The organism is Limnohabitans rimovensis (SeqCode) (genome assembly GCF_965234775.1).
Taxonomy (GTDB): Bacteria; Pseudomonadota; Gammaproteobacteria; order Burkholderiales; family Burkholderiaceae_C; genus Limnohabitans; species Limnohabitans rimovensis.
In genome coordinates, this window is sequence record NZ_OZ248562.1 from 1,579,715 (window position 1) to 1,596,813 (window position 17,099).

19 protein-coding genes are annotated in these 17,099 nt (G+C 58.9%); 7 read left to right on the plus strand and 12 right to left on the minus strand.

Features of this window, described 5'->3' with window-relative positions; genetic code table 11:
• Nucleotides 1–3: 3 nt before the first annotated feature.
• From AC8GFZ_RS07690 to AC8GFZ_RS07705, 4 genes are all read right to left on the minus strand, one after another.
• Nucleotides 4–768 (minus strand): enoyl-CoA hydratase, encoded by a 765-nt coding sequence (locus AC8GFZ_RS07690; RefSeq protein WP_506643969.1) that lies wholly within the window; start codon nucleotides 766–768, stop codon nucleotides 4–6.
• Nucleotides 769–770: 2 nt separating this feature from the next.
• Nucleotides 771–1,259 (minus strand): DUF2147 domain-containing protein, encoded by a 489-nt coding sequence (locus tag AC8GFZ_RS07695; RefSeq protein ID WP_506643971.1) that lies wholly within the window; start codon nucleotides 1,257–1,259, stop codon nucleotides 771–773.
• Between the two features lie 23 nt (nucleotides 1,260–1,282).
• A complete protein-coding gene (locus AC8GFZ_RS07700; protein ID WP_506643973.1) occupies nucleotides 1,283–3,079 on the minus strand; it encodes an acyl-CoA dehydrogenase C-terminal domain-containing protein in 1,797 nt (598 codons plus the stop codon).
• An 81-nt stretch (nucleotides 3,080–3,160) separates the two neighbouring features.
• A complete protein-coding gene (locus AC8GFZ_RS07705; RefSeq protein WP_506643975.1) occupies nucleotides 3,161–3,775 on the minus strand; it encodes a TetR/AcrR family transcriptional regulator in 615 nt (204 codons plus the stop codon).
• 178 nt (nucleotides 3,776–3,953) lie between these two features.
• On the opposite strand from AC8GFZ_RS07705, the gene AC8GFZ_RS07710 reads away from it, so the two are divergent.
• A complete protein-coding gene (locus AC8GFZ_RS07710) occupies nucleotides 3,954–4,592 on the plus strand; it encodes a histidine phosphatase family protein (protein WP_506643977.1) in 639 nt (212 codons plus the stop codon).
• Nucleotides 4,593–4,604: 12 nt separating this feature from the next.
• Here the strand turns inward: AC8GFZ_RS07710 and ruvB are convergent, their stop codons facing one another.
• Nucleotides 4,605–5,669: a Holliday junction branch migration DNA helicase RuvB gene (ruvB, locus tag AC8GFZ_RS07715; protein WP_506643979.1), complete on the minus strand. Its 1,065-nt coding sequence runs from the start codon at nucleotides 5,667–5,669 to the stop codon at nucleotides 4,605–4,607.
• Between the two features lie 8 nt (nucleotides 5,670–5,677).
• The gene (gene ruvA / locus AC8GFZ_RS07720; RefSeq protein ID WP_506643981.1) at nucleotides 5,678–6,253 is read right to left on the minus strand and encodes a Holliday junction branch migration protein RuvA; all 576 of its coding nucleotides are present in this window, start codon (nucleotides 6,251–6,253) and stop codon (nucleotides 5,678–5,680) included.
• Nucleotides 6,254–6,293: 40 nt separating this feature from the next.
• Between ruvA and AC8GFZ_RS07725 the strand changes: the two genes are divergently transcribed.
• From AC8GFZ_RS07725 to AC8GFZ_RS07735, 3 genes are read left to right on the plus strand one after another with little or no spacing between them, the layout of a single operon-like run.
• Complete coding sequence (locus tag AC8GFZ_RS07725; RefSeq protein ID WP_506643983.1) at nucleotides 6,294–7,244, plus strand: PhoH family protein; 951 nt, start codon at nucleotides 6,294–6,296, stop codon at nucleotides 7,242–7,244.
• 4 nt (nucleotides 7,245–7,248) lie between these two features.
• Nucleotides 7,249–7,704: an rRNA maturation RNase YbeY gene (gene ybeY / locus AC8GFZ_RS07730; RefSeq protein WP_506643985.1), complete on the plus strand. Its 456-nt coding sequence runs from the start codon at nucleotides 7,249–7,251 to the stop codon at nucleotides 7,702–7,704.
• An 18-nt stretch (nucleotides 7,705–7,722) separates the two neighbouring features.
• Nucleotides 7,723–8,181, plus strand: a complete 459-nt coding sequence (locus AC8GFZ_RS07735; protein ID WP_506643987.1) for a MaoC family dehydratase — start codon at nucleotides 7,723–7,725, stop codon at nucleotides 8,179–8,181.
• Between the two features lie 48 nt (nucleotides 8,182–8,229).
• On the opposite strand, the gene dbpA is transcribed toward AC8GFZ_RS07735, so the two are convergent.
• The 3 genes from dbpA to tyrS are packed head-to-tail and all read right to left on the minus strand — an operon-like array spanning nucleotide 8,230 to nucleotide 11,852.
• The gene (gene dbpA, locus AC8GFZ_RS07740; RefSeq protein ID WP_506643989.1) at nucleotides 8,230–9,609 is read right to left on the minus strand and encodes an ATP-dependent RNA helicase DbpA; all 1,380 of its coding nucleotides are present in this window, start codon (nucleotides 9,607–9,609) and stop codon (nucleotides 8,230–8,232) included.
• Nucleotides 9,610–9,648: 39 nt separating this feature from the next.
• Complete coding sequence (locus AC8GFZ_RS07745; RefSeq protein ID WP_506643991.1) at nucleotides 9,649–10,578, minus strand: cation diffusion facilitator family transporter; 930 nt, start codon at nucleotides 10,576–10,578, stop codon at nucleotides 9,649–9,651.
• Nucleotides 10,579–10,619: 41 nt separating this feature from the next.
• Nucleotides 10,620–11,852, minus strand: coding sequence for a tyrosine--tRNA ligase (tyrS, locus tag AC8GFZ_RS07750; protein ID WP_506643993.1), 1,233 nt, complete (start codon nucleotides 11,850–11,852; stop codon nucleotides 10,620–10,622).
• Nucleotides 11,853–11,951: 99 nt separating this feature from the next.
• On the opposite strand from tyrS, the gene AC8GFZ_RS07755 reads away from it, so the two are divergent.
• A complete protein-coding gene (locus AC8GFZ_RS07755) occupies nucleotides 11,952–13,295 on the plus strand; it encodes a M23 family metallopeptidase (protein ID WP_506643995.1) in 1,344 nt (447 codons plus the stop codon).
• Nucleotides 13,296–13,298: 3 nt separating this feature from the next.
• A complete protein-coding gene (locus tag AC8GFZ_RS07760; RefSeq protein WP_506643997.1) occupies nucleotides 13,299–14,408 on the plus strand; it encodes an anhydro-N-acetylmuramic acid kinase in 1,110 nt (369 codons plus the stop codon).
• Between the two features lie 41 nt (nucleotides 14,409–14,449).
• On the opposite strand, the gene erpA is transcribed toward AC8GFZ_RS07760, so the two are convergent.
• The 3 genes from erpA to rplM form a co-directional block, all read right to left on the minus strand.
• Nucleotides 14,450–14,815: an iron-sulfur cluster insertion protein ErpA gene (erpA, locus tag AC8GFZ_RS07765; RefSeq protein ID WP_506643999.1), complete on the minus strand. Its 366-nt coding sequence runs from the start codon at nucleotides 14,813–14,815 to the stop codon at nucleotides 14,450–14,452.
• 185 nt (nucleotides 14,816–15,000) lie between these two features.
• Entirely contained in the window at nucleotides 15,001–15,393 is a 393-nt protein-coding gene (rpsI, locus tag AC8GFZ_RS07770) for a 30S ribosomal protein S9 (RefSeq protein ID WP_506644001.1), read from the minus strand.
• 9 nt (nucleotides 15,394–15,402) lie between these two features.
• Nucleotides 15,403–15,831, minus strand: coding sequence for a 50S ribosomal protein L13 (gene rplM, locus AC8GFZ_RS07775; RefSeq protein ID WP_506644003.1), 429 nt, complete (start codon nucleotides 15,829–15,831; stop codon nucleotides 15,403–15,405).
• Between the two features lie 300 nt (nucleotides 15,832–16,131).
• Between rplM and AC8GFZ_RS07780 the strand changes: the two genes are divergently transcribed.
• The gene (locus AC8GFZ_RS07780; RefSeq protein WP_506644005.1) at nucleotides 16,132–17,049 is read left to right on the plus strand and encodes a 23S rRNA (adenine(2030)-N(6))-methyltransferase RlmJ; all 918 of its coding nucleotides are present in this window, start codon (nucleotides 16,132–16,134) and stop codon (nucleotides 17,047–17,049) included.
• The last annotated feature ends 50 nt before the right edge of the window (nucleotides 17,050–17,099 follow it).

The following is a 17,099-nucleotide window of genomic DNA, read 5'->3' on the forward strand; positions in this document are numbered from 1 at the left end:
TGCTCACAGCTTGGAAAAGTCGGGTTTGCGCTTTTGCAAGAACGCACCAAAGGCCTCTTTGGCCGCTGGCTCGGTGAGCATGCGCCTGAAAATACCGCCCTCTTCTTGCATGCGCTCGAGCACGGCAGGCGTTTGTGCGCCTTTGAGCAAGCGCTTGGTCTCGATCAAGCTGCTCAAGGGCTTGGCGGCGAGTTTGCGCGCCTGTTGTTGGGCATAGGCGTTGGTTTCTGTGGGCGGCAACACGCGGTTGACCAAGCCCACCTCCAAAGCCGCTTCGGCCATGAAAGGCTCGCCCAGCAGCAAGGCCTCGGCTGCACGCTGGTGCCCCATCAGGCGCGGCACCAACAGGCTCGATGCCGCCTCAGGGCACAGCCCCAAGTTCACAAACGGCATGGAAAAAGCCGCGTTGTCGCCCGCATAGACCAAGTCGCAATGCAGCAGCATGGTGGTGCCCACACCCACGGCTGGGCCACACACGGCGGCCAGCAAGGGTTTGGGAAAGGTGGCAATGCCTTGCAAAAAATGAAACACGGGGGCGTCGGTGCCGGTGGGGGGCTGGTTCAAAAAATCCGCCACATCATTGCCCGCGCTGAACACCGTCTCATGGCCTTGAATGACCAACACCCGCTGGCTGCTGTCTTGGGCCGCTTGGGCAATGCCCTGGGCCAAGTCCGCATACATGGCTGCGGTGAGGGAATTTTTTTTCTCTACCCGGTTGATGGTCAATGTGGTGACGCCTGCGTCCACATGGGTCAATATCTCATTCATGCTCAATCCTTTTTGCTTTCGGCCGTGTCGGTGTCTGGGGCACGCAGCCAAATTTGGGTTCGGTAAAACGGCCCAATGTAACCACGAACTTGCATTTTCTTTCCGCCCTCGATGGGTGTGAAACGCACGTTGTATTCCTTGCCTTCATTGGGGTCGAGGATTTTGCCGCCGCTCCAAACATTCTCCCCGGCTTCTTTTTTGACGCCACGGATGATTTCCATCCCAATGATGGTTTGGTTCTTGCGATCGTCTTTGCAATCTTCGCAGGTTCGTTTGGCCTTGGGGTCTGGCTTGAGCGCTCGCCCCACGCGACCGGTGACCACGCCATTGGCCTCGGTGATGATGACTTCCCCCTTGGGTTCATTGCTGCGGTCATCGATGGTGTGCCACACCCCCACCGGGGTGACTTGTGCCAGCACAGGTGCCGCGCAAAGCCATGCAGCAGCGACCAAGGCGGTCATGGCGGCAGGTAAATTGATCTTCAAAGTCATGTTCACTCCTGTGTCCCACACCATCAAGCCAATGCCGCCTCAGTGTCCATCAGCACATCCACCCCATTGCGCGCGGTTTGCATCAGGCTGGCGGTCTCTGGCAACAATTTGGCGAAGTAAAAGCGCGCGGTTTGCAGCTTGGCTTGGTAGAAGGGGTCGCGGTTGCCAGCTGCCATTTGGCGCAAGGCCAGTTGCGCCATGCGGGCCCAAAAGTAGGCAAACACCAGGTGCCCCGCCACACGCATGTAGTCCACCGCCGCGCCACCGACTTCATCGGCATTGCCCAGCGCCTTCATGCCAATTTCTTGGGTGAATGCCGTCATTTGCTGGCCCAGTTTGGCCAAGGGCTGCACAAAAGCGGCCATGTCTTCATTGCCGGCTTCTTCGGCGACCAAGGCGGTGATGCGCTGGCCCCATTTTTTCAGCGTGGCCCCTTGGTTGCCCAGCACCTTGCGGCCCAACAAATCCAAGCTTTGGATGGTGTTGGTGCCTTCGTAAATCATGTTGATTCGGGCATCGCGCACGTATTGCTCCATGCCCCATTCACGGATAAAGCCATGTCCGCCCAGCACTTGCAAGCAAGCGGAGGTGGCCGTCCAACCGTTGTCGGTCAAAAAGGCTTTCACGATGGGGGTGAGCATGGCCACCTCTTCCGACGCATCGGCACGCACCTGTTCGTCGGGGTGGTTGAGTTGTTGGTCGATCAACAAGGCGCAATGCAAACTCAACGCCCGACCGCCCTCGGCATAAGCCTTGGCGGTGAGCAACATCTTGCGAACATCAGGGTGAACCAAAATGCTGTCGGCGGGTTTCTCGGGGGTTTTCACGCCTGACAAACTGCGTGATTGGATGCGCTCTTTGGCATAGGCCAGTGCATTTTGGTAGGCCACCTCGGTCAATCCCAAAGATTGCATGCCCACACCAATGCGTGCGGCGTTCATCATCACAAACATGGCCGCCAAACCTTTGTGGGGCTGACCGACCAAATGGCCCACCGCCCCGTCCAATGTCATTTGACAGGTGGCACTGCCGTTGATGCCCATTTTGTGCTCAATGCCACTGCAATAAATCCCATTGCGCGCGCCCAACTGGCCCTGCGCATTGAGCACGTGCTTGGAGACCACAAACAGGCTGATGCCTTTGCTGCCGGCGGGTGCATCGGGCAAGCGCGCCAACACCAGGTGAACGATGTTGCTCACGAAGTCGTGGTCGCCTGAGCTGATGAAAATTTTGTTGCCGGTGAGTTTGTATGAGCCATCGGCTTGGGTCTCGGCCTTGGTGCGCAGCAATCCCAAGTCGGTGCCGCAATGGGCCTCGGTCAAACACATGGTGGCCGTCCACTCGCCGCTGGTGAGTTTGGGCAAAAACAATGCTTGCTGCTCGGGCGTGCCGTGGGCGTGCAGGCATTCATAAGCGCCGTGGGTCAAGCCCGGGTACATGGTCCAGGCCTGGTTGGCGCTGTTGAGCATTTCATAAAAGCACTGGTTCACCACAATCGGCAGTCCCTGGCCGCCGTAATGCGGGTCGCAACTCAACGCCGGCCAACCACCCGCCACAAATTGGGCAAAGGCCTCTTTGAACCCTTCCGGTGTTTTGACATCATGGGTATCCCGGTCCCAATGGCAACCTTGTTGATCGCCGCTGGCGTTGAGGGGAAACAGCACCTGGGCCGCAAACTTGCCACCTTCTTCGAGCACCGCTGTGATGGTGTCGGCGTCGGTTTCAGAATGGGCTGGCAATTCTTTCAAGACTTGTGGCACTTGAAGCAATTCGTTCAACAAAAACTGCATGTCGCGCAATGGGGGGGTGTAGCTGGGCATGGTGTCCTCGGTGGCGTTGAAGGGGTAGAAACGAATGGTGGGGTGAAAACTGGGCTGTTCTGAAAGGCCGGCCAGGGGCCTTCAGCCCCCGCCCGGCAGGGACGATGGTGTGGCACCGTAGCGGTGCAATATGTTCTCAAAGCTGCGCTGGGCCAAGCCCAGTGCCGTTTTGCTTTTGAGAAATCGGGCTTCGTAGTGGCAAGCCAAGATCAGGCCATGGATTTCAAAGGCCATTTGGGCGGCGTCGGTTTGTTGGGCCAAGTCACCTTGCTCAACGGCTATGCGCACCGCGCGGTGCAAGGCCGCCATCCAGGTTTGTACCGAGCTGGCCAAAGCATCGCGCACCGGCCCCGGCCGGTCATCAAACTCCGCCGCACCACTGATGTACAGGCAGCCCGAATCGATTTCTGCACTGGTGCGCTGCATCCAGTTGGCAAACAAAGCCCGCAAACGGGGCAAGCCCCTGGCCAACAACAAGACGGGGTAAAACACCTCTTGTTCAAAGCGGTGGTGGTATTCGCGGATGACCGAGATCTGCAACTCCTCGCGCGAACCAAAATGGGCAAAAACGCCGGACTTGCTCATGCCGGCCATCTCGGCCACCGCGCCAATGGTCAAGCCTTCCAAGCCCATTTGGGTGGCAAGGCTCAGCGCCACGTCAACGATGGCGGTTTTGGTTTGCTGCCCTTTGTGCATGGCGCGACCCTCCCGGGTCGAGCTCGGGGGGTTGGTGTGGTGGAGGTTCAAGACGTTGCGCATAAAAAAGAACGATCGTGCTATTTTGCGTCAAAAATGGGGCGTTCTGACCTGGCCGGCCAAATCCTTGGTTTTTTTGGGCATTTGGCTGTGCCGAGGGGGGACTTAAACTGCGGCCATGATTTCGACCCGCATCGTCGCCATTCGACATGGTGAAACCGCCTGGAACGCCAGCACCCGCATCCAAGGGCATACCGACATCCCTCTTAATGACCACGGCCAGCGCCAAGCCCGTTGGCTGGGACAGGCCTTGTCCCAAGCCGACCCGATGGACGCCATTTACAGCAGTGACCTGCAGCGGGCATTGGCCACGGCGCAAGCTGTGGCCTGGCAAACGGGTGCCCCATTGACCACCCATGTGGGTCTCAGAGAGCGCGCTTTTGGTGATTTTGAAGGTCGCAGCTTTGCCCAAATTGAACAAGAAATGCCCGATGAAGCCCAGCTTTGGCGCACCCGGGTGCCCGAATGGGAACCGCCCGGTGGGGGCGAGTCCTTGTTGGCCATGCAGCAGCGGGTGATGACCACGGTCAACGCCTTGGCCCAGCAGCACCTGGGGCAGCAGATCGCTGTGGTCGCCCACGGGGGGGTGCTGGATTTGCTCTACCGCGCCGCCACCCAACAAAGCTTGCAAGCGCCGCGCAGCTGGACCTTGGGCAACGCCACGATCAACCGTTTGCTGTGGACGCCTCAGAGCCTGACGTTGGTGGGCTGGGGCGACGACGCCCATTTGCACGGGTCCTTGCTCGACGAAGCCTGAGGGGCTGAGCGCTCACTCGCCAAACAACCCGCTCGCCCGCTGGGGTGCCGCCACCCCCAAATGCCGATACGCCGCCAAGGTGGCGATGCGACCACGCGGTGTGCGCTGCAAAAAACCTTGCTGAATCAAAAACGGCTCGATCACATCTTCGATGGTGTCGCGCTCTTCGCCGATGCTGGCGGCGATGTTGTCCAAACCCACGGGGCCGCCGTCAAAGCGGTGAATCACAGCTTCCAACAACTTGCGGTCCATCAAATCGAAGCCTTGCGGATCCACATCGAGCATGGCCAACGCCGCTTGCGCCACCGCTTGGGTGATGCGCCCATCGGCCTTGACCTCGGCGTAGTCACGCACCCGCCGCAGCAAGCGATTGGCGATGCGCGGCGTGCCGCGTGAGCGACGGGCAATCTCGAAACCACCTTGCTCGTCGAGCTGCGCTTTGAGCAAGCCGCCGCTGCGCATCACAATGCGCTGCAACTCCTCGGCGCTGTAAAACTCCAACCGCGCCACGATGCCAAAGCGGTCGCGCAGCGGGTTGGTCAACATGCCAGCGCGGGTGGTGGCACCCACCAAAGTGAAAGGCTGCAAATCGAGCTTGATGCTGCGTGCAGCCGGCCCCTCGCCGATCATGATGTCGATTTGATAGTCCTCCAGCGCAGGGTACAAAATTTCTTCCACCACGGGCGACAAACGGTGGATTTCATCGATGAACAGCACATCGTTTTTTTCCAAGTTGGTCAACAGTGCTGCCAGGTCTTTGGGCTTTTCCAATACGGGGCCACTGGTTTGGCGCAGGTTCACACCCAGCTCTTGGGCAATGATGTGGCTGAGCGTGGTTTTGCCCAAACCGGGTGGGCCAAACAACAGCACGTGGTCCAAGGCTTCATCGCGGTTGCGTGCTGCTCCTATGAAAATTTCCAACTGCTCACGCACCTTGGCTTGGCCCACATACTCTTGCAGCAGCTTGGGGCGCAGGGCACGCTCAATCGCCTCTTCGCGTGGGCTGACTGGCGCGGCTGACACCACGCGTGGTGCGGGGTTGAAGTCTTCGCCAAAGTTATCGGTTTGAATGCTCATGGCTTTGCTTATCTGGCCAAGGCCTTGAGCGCGAACTTGATGCCCTCGCTCACACCCACGTCAGCTGGCAAGGCTTTGAGGCTCAAGGCGGCTTCTTTGTCGCTGTAGCCCAGGGCCACCAAGGCTTGCAAGATGTCGTTTTGCGTGCTGTCGCCCACAGGTGCCGAAGACGGCCCCAAGTCAGCGCCCATCTTGCCTTTGAGCTCCAGCAACAGCCGCTCGGCGGTTTTTTTGCCAATGCCGGGTATCTTCACCAAACGCCCCGCCTCTTGCAAGGTGATGGCTTGGGACAGCTCGGCCACGCTCATGCCACTGAGCACACCCAAGGCCATGCGTGGGCCCACACCCGAAATTTTGATCAGCTGGCGAAAGGCGGTGCGTTCCTCAGAAGAACCAAAGCCATACAAAATTTGGGCGTCTTCTCGCACCACAAAATGGGTCAACAACGAGACTTTTTCGCCCACCGCCGGTAGGCTGTAGAAGGTGCTCATGGGCACATCCACCTCATAACCCACGCCATTGCAATCCACCAAAACCTGGGGAGGATTTTTCTCACTCAGCGTGCCGCTCAACTTGCCGATCATTGAATGCCTATCATTGGGGAAATTTCAACGGATTATCAACTTGATTCTGCGCCACACATTCAGCCCGCCCAACAACACCCGACTGGGACACTTGTGTGGCGCCATGGATGAACATTTGCGCACCATCGAGTTGGGTCTGCAAGTCAAAATCGCGCATCGACACGAGCAATTCAAGATCGACGGCCCCAAGGCCAAAGCCACCCAGGCCCTGGAAGTGCTGCAAGCCTTGTATGAGCGCGCCACCAAACCCATTCCCGCCGAACAGGTGCAATGGATGCTCGCGGGCGACCAAGGGCTGCAAGAGACCGAGACCGGGGCCATGCAACTGCTCACCCGGCGCAGCCAATTGCAAGCGCGAACGCCCACCCAGGGCGTGTATTTGGAACACATTGCCCAACACGACATCACCTTTGGCATTGGACCCGCAGGCACGGGCAAAACCTATTTGGCCGTGGCCTGTGCGGTAGACGCTTTGGAGCGCAGCGCGGTGCAGCGCATCGTGCTGACACGCCCTGCGGTGGAGGCCGGTGAGAAGTTGGGCTTTTTGCCCGGCGACCTGGGGCAAAAAGTCGACCCTTATTTGCGACCCTTGTACGACGCCTTGTACGACCTGATGGGTTTTGATCGGGTGCAAAAAGCTTTCGAGCGCAATGCCCTGGAAATTGCCCCGCTGGCCTTCATGCGTGGGCGCACATTGAACAATGCCTTTGTGATCTTGGACGAAGCGCAAAACACCACGCCCGAGCAAATGAAGATGTTTCTCACCCGCCTTGGCTTTGGCGCCAAAGCGGTGATCACCGGCGACGTGAGCCAAATTGACCTGCCCAAAGGCCACCTCAGTGGACTGGTGGACGCCGAACGGGTGCTCAAACGGGTGCCAGGCATTGCCATGACGCACTTCACCAGTGCCGATGTGGTTCGTCACCCTTTGGTCGCGCGCATCGTCGATGCCTACGACCAAAAAGGTCAACGCAGAAACGACGCCCCCTGAACCCATGCCACTGAAAAAACTTGTTTTGTCGTTGCAGTTTGGCGACATCCCCTATGCCCAACGACACCGCCAGGCTTTGGCGCGCCATGTGGTGTCGCGCTGCATCCGCCACGCCTTGTCAAACGATGCAGAAATCACGGTGCGCGTTGTCAGCTTGGACGAAGGCCGAGCGCTGAACCACGGTTACCGAAAAAAAGATCACGCCACCAATGTGCTGACGTTTGATTACGCGCAGTCACCGGTGGTGATGGCCGACTTGGTGCTGTGCGCCCCAGTGATTGCCCAAGAGGCCAAAGCACAAGGGAAAACGCTGGCGGCGCATTACGCGCACTTGCTGGTGCACGGCACACTGCACGCCCAAGGCTGGGACCATGAAACATCCTTGAAAGACGCCAAGGCGATGGAAGCCCACGAGGTCGCCATCCTCCATAAGCTGGGCGTGTCCAATCCATATGCTTGAACCATCGGCGCACTGACCATGAGAAGCTTTGCCACTTGGGATGAACTGAGCGCTTGCGTGGGCCAAGACATCGGCTGGAGCGATTGGCTCACCATCACCCAGGCGCAGATCGATGGGTTTGCGCAAGCCACGGGGGACGCGCAATGGATTCATGTGGACCCCGCGCGGGCCGCCACCGGCCCTTTTGGCGCCACGGTGGCGCACGGCTTTTTAACCCTGTCCTTGCTGCCACATTTTTTCAGCACCACCTACACCGTGCTAACACCTTCCATGGGTGTCAACTATGGCCTCAACAAAGTGCGTTTCATGGCGCCGGTGCGTGTCAACAGTCGCTTGCGCGCATTGCTGCATTTGGCTGCGGTCGAAAACATTGATGGCGGCGCACTGCAACTGACTTGGCGGGTGAGCATTGAATGTGAAGGCCAAGACAAGCCGGTGTGCGTGGCCCAATACCTGGTGCGGCGCTACCCCTTATAGGCCTGCAGGTCACAAGCCTTGAACTTGGGCGGCCTATTGCCCAAGCCCTCAGTCCAACGCACGAACTTTGACGCTTTTGCCTTTGATGCGCCCTAGCGACAACCGCTCTAGCGCTGTGTGGGCGATGGCCCTGTCAACCGCCACATAGGTGGAAAACTCGTTCACATTGATCTTGCCAATTTGATCGGCTGTGAAACCCGCCTCGCCCGTCATGGCACCCAGCACATCCCCAGCGCGGATTTTTTCTTTGCGACCGCCCACAATTTGCAAGGTGCGCATGGGGGCTTGCAACTTGTCCCCGGCAGCAGGGCTTAAGTCTGACAACTTCGCCCATTGCGATTCTTGGCCTTGCAAGACCTCGATGCGCCCCACCGCGCCCATCTCGTCCAAGCTGGCCAAAGTCAGCGCCAAGCCTTGGGCGTCGGCACGGCCGGTGCGGCCAATGCGGTGGATGTGCAATTCAGCATCGGGGGTGACATCCACGTTGATGACCGCGTTCAACTGGCTGATGTCCAAGCCACGCGCCGCCACGTCGGTGGCCACCAGCACCGAGCAAGAACGGTTGGCAAACTGCACCAACACCTGATCTCGCTCGCGCTGTTCCAACTCGCCATACAGCGCCAGCGCATCAAAACCTTGGGCTTGCAGCACCGCCAACAATTCGCGGCATTGCTGCTTGGTGTTGCAAAACGCCAGCGTTGATTCAGGCCTGAAGTGGTTCAGCAGCAAAGACACCGCATGCAAGCGCTCGTCTTCACGCACCTCGTAAAACACTTGGCGTATTTTGTCGGCCGCATGCACGGTTTGCACTTTCACGGTTTGCGGATCGCGCATGAACTGTGCCGACAGCTTGGCAATGCCCTCGGGGTAAGTGGCCGAGAACAACAGGGTTTGTCGCTGCGTGGGGCACTGCGCAATGAGTTGCTTCATGTCGTCATAAAAGCCCATATCGAGCATGCGATCGGCTTCATCGAGCACCAAGGTTTTGACCGAATCCAAACGCAGGTTGCCCCGCGTTAAGTGGTCCAAGATGCGCCCAGGGGTCCCCACCACCACATGCGCACCGTGTTGCAAACTTTGCTCCTGACCGCGCAAGGCCACGCCACCGCACAGCGTCACCACCTTGATGTTGGCAGTTGCTCTGGCCAAGCGGCGAATTTCAGTTGTGACTTGATCGGCCAATTCGCGGGTGGGGCACATCACCAGTGCTTGCACCGCATGAAAGTTGGCGGTGAGTTTTTCAACCAGTGGCAAGCCAAAGGCGGCTGTTTTTCCGCTCCCCGTGCTGGCTTGGGCGATCAAGTCTTTGCCCGCCAGCGCCAGCGGCAAACTCGCCGCTTGAATGGCGGTCATCTCGGTGTAGCCGAGTTGGTCGAGGTTGGCGAGGGTGTCGGGGGAAAGAGGCAGTGCGCTGAAGGCTTGGGTCATGCGGCCATTATCAATGGGTTCAATTGAACCCCATGCCCATCACTTCAAGTCGCGCACATCATCAAAGTGCGCTTCCACATCGCTGGGCAGCAACTGGATGCTGGCGCGCAAGCCGGGCACGGCACTCATCAGGGCTTGTTCCACACTGGTGCGCAGGGCAGCGGCGCGGCCCAGCGACCAAGCTGCCGGCATGTGCATGTGCACGTCCACAAAACGCCGTTGACCGGCACGGCGCGTATTCACATGATCGAATCGAATGATGGCAGTCGCTCCACGCTGGTGGGAAAAACTGTCCAAGACCTCCTGGATGTGCTGCATGGTCTCTGGTTCGACCGCCTCGTCCATCAAGCCTTGGGATGAGCGCCAGATCAAATGCACGCCCTCTTTCAAAATGTTCAAGGCCACTGCTATGGCGACCACCGCGTCCAGCCACAGCCAACCGCTCCATTGCACCAACACAATGCCCAACACCACCCCCACCGACGTCCAGACATCGGTGACCAGGTGCTTGGCATCGGCCTCCAAGGCCATGGATCGGTGTCGCTTGGCAGCACCCAACATGACCCAGGCCAACACACCATTGAGCACAGAACTGCCCACCGACAAGGCCAATCCCAAACCCACTTCTTGCAAAGGCTGAGGGTCGGTGAAGCGGTGGGCCGCTGTCCACACAATACCCAGCGCAGCCACGATGATGAGGATGCCCTCAAAGCCGGAAGAAAAATACTCGGCCTTGTGATGGCCATAGGGGTGTTCTTCATCCGGGGGGAGCGCTGCCACGGTGACCATGGTCAAACCAAACATGGCGCTGGCCAGATTGACCAATGACTCCATCGCATCGGACAACAAGCCCACCGAGTCGGTGATGTACCAGGCCCAGGTTTTGAGGCCAATGGTGATCAAGGCCACCATGATGGAGGCCCACAGCAATTGCCGTGGCGTGAAGTCAAGGGCCAAGGTTCTTTTCATGGCCCGATGATAGGCCGCCCTTTCACCAGCGACAGTGGTGATCAGCTCAGATGCACCCGGGCAAATTTGCGCTTGCCCACTTGCACCACATATGTTCCTGCGTTGAGCTTCAAACCTTTGTCGCTGACCACGCTGCTGTCGATGCGCACACCGCCGCCGTCGATCAAGCGACTGGCCTCGCTGCTCGATGGCGCCAAACCTGCGCTCTTCAACAGCGCGGCAATGCCCAAGGGCGCCCCGCTCACATTCACCTCGGGGATGACGTCGGGCACGCCGCCCTTGCTGCGGTTCACAAAGTCTTGCTCGGCAGCGTCAGCCAAAGCCGCGCTGTGAAAGCGGGTGGTGATTTCTTTGGCCAGCATGACCTTGGCGTCACGCGGGTTGCGACCGCCATCGACCTCGGCCTTCAATGCGGCGATGGCTTCTAAGCTTTGAAAGCTCAACAAAGTGAACCAGCGCCACATCAAGGTGTCGCTGATCGACAAGACCTTGGCAAACATGGTGTTGGCGTCTTCGGCGATGCCGATGTAGTTGTTTTTGCTTTTGGACATTTTGTCCACGCCGTCCAAGCCTTCCAGCAAGGGCATGGTCAAGATGCATTGCGGCTCTTGTCCGTACTCCTGCTGCAAATGGCGGCCCATGAGCAGGTTGAATTTTTGGTCGGTGCCGCCCAACTCCAAGTCGCTTTTCAGGGCCACGCTGTCATAGCCTTGCATCAGCGGGTACAAAAACTCATGCACGCTGATGGATTGGCCGCCATGGAAGCGTTTGTGAAAGTCGTCACGCTCCATCATCCGCGCCACGGTGTAGCGCGAAGCGAGTTGGATCATGCCGCTGGCCCCCAAAGGCTCGCTCCACTCGCTGTTGTAGCGGATCTCGGTTTTGGCAGGGTCCAGCACCATGCTGGCCTGCTTGTAATAGGTGTCGGCATTGAGCTTGATTTGCTCAGGCGTCAACGGCGGGCGGGTGCTGTTGCGCCCCGATGGGTCGCCGATCAGTGATGTGAAGTCACCGATCAAAAAGATCACCTGATGGCCCAAATCCTGCAATTGCCGCATTTTGTTGAGCACCACGGTATGACCGATGTGGATGTCGGGCGCTGTGGGGTCCAGGCCCAGCTTGATGCGCAAGGGCGTGCCCGTGGCATGGGAGCGCTGCAATTTTTTAACCCATTCGTCTTGGGGCAGTAACTCTTCGCAGCCCCGCAAGCTCACCGCCAAGGCGTGTTGAACCTCGGCTGATAAAGAAGAAGCGGATACAGGCGATTGATTCATATATCTATTTGGGTTTACACCGGGCCCGCAAACGTTTATACTGCACCGGTTTTTCGCCATTTTAAGTGGCTGCGCGGGGGCTCCCCCCGGGAACTTCAATTGAAACCAATCCTCTTATCACTGTGGGCCGAATGGCACAGCTGGCACCGCCGACACCCGCATGCGGCGGCGGCTGGCGTGACCGCCTTTTTGCTGCTGGCCGGCGGTGGTGCTGTGGCCGTGGCGTCGCTCGGGCCAGATGCATCTGATCTGCCCATCCGGCAGGTGATTGACAAGCCTTTGCCCAGCCTGCAAACCAGCGTCCAAGTCACTGACATCGCTCAACTGCAGTTGTACCGTTCGGACGTGACCCGAGGCAATGACAGCGCAGACAGTCTGCTCTCGCGCTTGGGCGTCTCAGATGCCACCGCAGCCCAATTCATGCGCCAAGACCCCTTGGTCAGACAACATTTGCTGGCCCGTGCCGGGCGCAACCTACAAGCCACGGCCAATGCCCAACAGCAACTCACCGAGTTGGTGGCCCGTTGGGCGACTGAAGACGGTCGCCACTTCAAACGCCTGCGCATCACCCGCCAACCCAATGGTGCATTCACCGCCGAGTTGCAAGAAGCGCCTTTGCAAGCCTCGACCCACATGGCGAGCGGTGTGATCCAAAGCTCTTTGTTTGCTGCCACGGACGACGCGCGCATCCCCGATAACGTGGCCAACCAACTGGCCGATATTTTTTCGGGTGACATTGACTTTTACCGCGCCTTGCGCAAAGGCGACCGTTTCTCGGTGGTTTACGAGTCCCTCGAAGCCGATGGCGAGCCACTGCGCGCAGGCAAGGTTCTGGCCGCTCAGTTTTTGAACAACGGCAAAACCTATCACGCGGTTTGGTTCCAAGAACCCCAGGCCCCCAAGGGCGGCTACTTCAATTTGAGCGGTCAAAGCCTGCGCCGTGCGTATCTGGCTTCGCCACTGGCTTTTTCTAGGGTGACCAGCGGTTTTAAATTGCGCTTTCACCCCATTTTGCAAACCTGGCGCGCCCATTTGGGTGTGGATTACGCCGCCCCAACGGGTACGCCCGTGCGCAGTGTGGGCGACGGCGTGGTCGAAGCGGCCGGTCAACAAGGCGGCTATGGCAATGTGGTCACGGTGTCACACCGCAATGGACACAAAACCGTTTATGCCCACTTGAGTCGGATTGATGTGCGCGTGGGCCAAAACGTTTCGCAAGGTCAAACCTTGGGGGGTGTGGGTGCCACGGGTTGGGCCACTGGGCCGCATTTGCATTTTGAATTCCGGGTCAATGGCAAGCACCAAGACCCCTTGACACTGGCGCGCCAAAGCGAAGCCATCCCCGTGTCAGAGGCGGCACTGCCCCAGTTTCGCCAGCATGCTGCGCTGGCGCAAAAAGACATGGCGGCAGCCGCCAGCCTGACGCCAGCCAACATCCAATAAAGCATGTCCGAGTTGTACATCGGCCTCATGTCCGGCACCTCGCTGGACGGGGTGGATGGGGTGCTGATTGACTTTGCCAACGGCCCCCTCAAAGTGTTGGCCCACCAACATGCGCCATTTGACCCACCACTGCGCAGCCAACTGCTGGCCTTGAACCAATCCGGCCCTGACGAACTACACCGAAGCGCTCTGGCCGCCAATGCCCTGAGCGGCTTATATGCCCAAGTGGTTCAGTCGCTTCTGATAGATAGCCAACTGCAAGCCGAGCAGATCCGCGCCATTGGCGCCCATGGCCAAACCGTGCGCCACCAACCTGGACTGCATGACGGCATCGGTTACAGCCTGCAAATTCAAAACCCCAGTTTATTGGCCGAATTGAGCGGTATTGCGGTGGTGGCCGATTGGCGCAGCCGAGATGTCGCCGCCGGTGGACAGGGTGCGCCCTTGGTGCCGGCCTTTCACCAAGCGGTTTTTGGGCAGGCGGGCCAAGACTTGGCGGTGCTCAACGTGGGTGGCATTGCCAATCTCAGTGTCTTGTCAGCGCAAGGCGATGCCCTGGGCTTTGACTGCGGACCTGGCAATGTGCTGATGGACTTGTGGTGCCAGCGCCACACGGGGCAGGCCTATGACGATGCGGGGCGTTGGGCGGCTTCAGGTCATGTTCAGGCAGACTTGTTGACGCGCTGGATGCAAGAGCCGTTTTTTCACAAGCCCCCCCCAAAAAGCACGGGAAGAGACCTCTTTCACGCCGAATGGCTGGACAGCCACCTGGCAGCTGGGCCCGCTTTGGCATCGCAAGACGTGCAAGCCAGTTTGTGCGCACTGACGGCCGAATCTATTGCTTTGGCTGTTTCCAAGCACGCGCCGCGCAGCAGCCGATTGATGGTGTGCGGGGGTGGCGCCTATAACCAGTGCCTGATGGGCATGTTGCAAGCGCGCTTGCCACAAATGGCTGTGGTCAGCACCGACAACGCAGGACTGCCGCCGTCGCAGGTAGAAGCCGCCGCTTTTGCGTGGTTGGCGCGCCAAACCTGTTTGGGCTTGCCAGGCAATTTGCCAAAAGCAACGGGCGCCAGAGGCGCCCGTGTGTTGGGTGGCATTTACCCGGCCTGAAGTCTCAAAAGCCTTGAGACTTGCCAGCGAATATCGCCGGCTCAGACCGAAAAGGACGACCCGCAACCACAGGTGGTCGTCGCATTGGGGTTTTTGATGACAAACTGAGCGCCTTGCAGGTCTTCTTTGTAGTCGATCTCAGCACCCAACAGGTATTGGTAGCTCATGGCGTCAATCAACAAGGACACGCCGTTTTTGCTCATGGTGGTGTCGTCTTCGTTGGTCACCTCGTCAAAGGTGAAGCCATATTGAAAGCCCGAACAGCCACCGCCTTGCACAAACACGCGCAACTTCAGCTCGGGGTTGCCTTCTTCTGCGATCAAATCGGCCACTTTGGCTGCGGCACTGTCGGTGAAAACAATGGGGGCAGGCATTTCGGTGGGAAGGGCTTCGGCAACGGCGTTCATGGGCTTTACTCCTCAGAGATCAAATAGTGGTGTAGTTTAGTCGGAATTAACCCAGCACGTCCAGCGTCCTGGGCCACCCTGCTGAGAAAAGGGTCTGCCCCCACCAAACCGGCACCGCATGGGGGCGAAAAAAAACCGCTGCGGCGGTAAAGCACACAGCGGTTTGGGGGCAGCTTGCCAGCGGATCAGCGCTTGCTGAACTGCTTGCGGCGACGGGCGCCGTGCAAACCGACCTTTTTACGCTCGACTTCACGTGCGTCGCGGGTGACAAAACCAGCGGCCGACAGCGCCGGCTTGAGGCTGGCGTCGTAGTCGATCAAAGCGCGTGTGATGCCGTGGCGCAAAGCACCCGCTTGGCCTGATTCACCACCGCCGTGCACATTGACTTGGATGTCAAAGGTCTCGGCGTGGTTGGTCAGCATCAGCGGTTGCTTGGCGATCATGATCGAGGTTTGGCGGCCAAAGAACGTGGAAATGTCCTTGCCGTTGACCGTGATCTTGCCGGAGCCTTTTTTCAGAAACACACGGGCCACGCTGGATTTGCGTCGCCCGGTGCCATTGTTCCAATCACCAATCATGGGGGCTCCTTAGATGTCCAGCGGTTTGGGTTGTTGGGCACTGTGGGGGTGTTCAGCACCGCCATAGACTTTGAGCTTTTTGATCATGGCGTAACCCAGAGGACCTTTGGGCAGCATGCCCTTGACCGCTTTTTCCAGCGCGCGGCCAGGGTGTTTGGCCTGCATGTCGCGGAAGTTGGTGCCATAAATACCGCCGGGATAGCCCGAGTGGCGGTAGTACACCTTGTCCAGGGCTTTGTTGCCCGTGACACGGATTTTGGAGGCGTTGATGACGACAATGAAGTCGCCGGTATCGACGTGAGGCGTATAAATGGCCTTGTGCTTGCCGCGCAATCGGAGGGCTGCTTCGCTGGCAATCCTTCCGAGCACCTTATCGGTGGCGTCAATCACAAACCACTCATGCTTCACATCAGCGGGTTTTGCGCTGAAAGTGGACATGGTTTTCCTTGATAGAAACGGTTTGGCGGGCCCTTTTCCACGGTCGGCGTTCTTCTGACGAGAACCTCTTAGGTGGGATTGAATGTTTCGCCGCGGGGCCACAAAGCGCTGCGAAAGCCCTCTATTATACAAAAACCCAACTCCCCCTTGGCAGACCGCCCCAGCCCCGGCCCAAGACCGCGCAAAACCGGACCGGTGCCTTCTGTGGCGGTGCCCGTTGGAGGCGTTTTTTGATGGCCCACAGGCGACATCCGCCCCGGTTGGTGCGGTGGCCACGGCACCAGCAGTTACCATCGGCGCATGTTCAGTTACCGCCACGCTTATCACGCAGGCAACCATGCCGACGTGCTCAAGCACACGGTATTGATTGCCATCCTCAAGCATTTGTGCGCCAAAGACACAGATTTATGGGCCGTCGACACCCACGCCGGCGCCGGCCTGTACCGCCTGGATGGCGCCCCAGCGCAAACCAGTGGGGAGTCTTTGGAAGGCCTGCTGGCCCTGGTGGGTCGCTTGGTGCAGCGCCAGCGAGCGCCCGCTCCGGCGTTGCGTGACTACCTGGATGTGCTGGCCCATTTCAACCCGGATGATGTTTACAAGGTCTACCCGGGCTCGCCCTTTGTGATGCAGCACCTGATGCGGCGCAACGACAAAATCAAACTGTTCGAGTGGCACCCCACCGATGCCCGGGCCCTGGCAGGCCATGTGGAGCAGTTGCGGGTGGGTCGGCAAGTGGCGGTGCTGCGCGAAGACGGCTTTGTCGGCTTGCGCAAATTTTTACCCCCGCCCTCACGCCGTGGCTTGGTGCTGATCGACCCCAGCTACGAGGTCAAAACCGACTACGCCCGGGTCAGCGAATGCATCCAAGACAGCCTCAAGCGCTTTTCCACGGGAACCTATGCCGTGTGGTACCCCATCATCCCGCGCATGGAAGCGCACGACTTGCCCAAGCGCCTGAAAACCCTGAGTTTGCAATCGCAAAAACCCTGGCTGCACGCCACCTTGACGATCAAATCTGGGCAGCAAGCCAGCGCCGGTGATGCGCTGGGCAGTGACGGTAAACCCAAACGCCCCGGCCTGGCTGCCAGCGGCATGTTTGTCATCAACCCGCCGTACACCCTGAACGAGCAACTCAAAGCGGCTTTGCCCGACATGGTGGACCTGATGGGCCAAGACGGCCATGCCACCCACACCCTGGAAATTGGCGGGACACACTGAAGAGGCGCCAATTAACCAACCGACCGGTTGGTTAATTGGCTATACTGGCG

Excerpts from the sequence above, each read along its gene's own strand:
- AC8GFZ_RS07690 (WP_506643969.1), bottom strand. The coding sequence starts at position 768 with ATGAATGAGATATTGACCCATGTGGACGCAGGCGTCACCACATTGACC.
- AC8GFZ_RS07695 (WP_506643971.1), bottom strand. The coding sequence starts at position 1,259 with ATGACTTTGAAGATCAATTTACCTGCCGCCATGACCGCCTTGGTCGCT.
- AC8GFZ_RS07700 (WP_506643973.1), bottom strand. The coding sequence starts at position 3,079 with ATGCCCAGCTACACCCCCCCATTGCGCGACATGCAGTTTTTGTTGAAC.
- AC8GFZ_RS07705 (WP_506643975.1), bottom strand. The coding sequence starts at position 3,775 with ATGCACAAAGGGCAGCAAACCAAAACCGCCATCGTTGACGTGGCGCTG.
- AC8GFZ_RS07710 (WP_506643977.1), top strand. The coding sequence starts at position 3,954 with ATGATTTCGACCCGCATCGTCGCCATTCGACATGGTGAAACCGCCTGG.
- ruvB (WP_506643979.1), bottom strand. The coding sequence starts at position 5,669 with ATGAGCATTCAAACCGATAACTTTGGCGAAGACTTCAACCCCGCACCA.
- ruvA (WP_506643981.1), bottom strand. The coding sequence starts at position 6,253 with ATGATCGGCAAGTTGAGCGGCACGCTGAGTGAGAAAAATCCTCCCCAG.
- ybeY (WP_506643985.1), top strand. The coding sequence starts at position 7,249 with ATGCCACTGAAAAAACTTGTTTTGTCGTTGCAGTTTGGCGACATCCCC.
- AC8GFZ_RS07735 (WP_506643987.1), top strand. The coding sequence starts at position 7,723 with ATGAGAAGCTTTGCCACTTGGGATGAACTGAGCGCTTGCGTGGGCCAA.
- dbpA (WP_506643989.1), bottom strand. The coding sequence starts at position 9,609 with ATGACCCAAGCCTTCAGCGCACTGCCTCTTTCCCCCGACACCCTCGCC.
- AC8GFZ_RS07745 (WP_506643991.1), bottom strand. The coding sequence starts at position 10,578 with ATGAAAAGAACCTTGGCCCTTGACTTCACGCCACGGCAATTGCTGTGG.
- tyrS (WP_506643993.1), bottom strand. The coding sequence starts at position 11,852 with ATGAATCAATCGCCTGTATCCGCTTCTTCTTTATCAGCCGAGGTTCAA.
- AC8GFZ_RS07760 (WP_506643997.1), top strand. The coding sequence starts at position 13,299 with ATGTCCGAGTTGTACATCGGCCTCATGTCCGGCACCTCGCTGGACGGG.
- erpA (WP_506643999.1), bottom strand. The coding sequence starts at position 14,815 with ATGAACGCCGTTGCCGAAGCCCTTCCCACCGAAATGCCTGCCCCCATT.
- rpsI (WP_506644001.1), bottom strand. The coding sequence starts at position 15,393 with ATGATTGGTGATTGGAACAATGGCACCGGGCGACGCAAATCCAGCGTG.
- rplM (WP_506644003.1), bottom strand. The coding sequence starts at position 15,831 with ATGTCCACTTTCAGCGCAAAACCCGCTGATGTGAAGCATGAGTGGTTT.
- AC8GFZ_RS07780 (WP_506644005.1), top strand. The coding sequence starts at position 16,132 with ATGTTCAGTTACCGCCACGCTTATCACGCAGGCAACCATGCCGACGTG.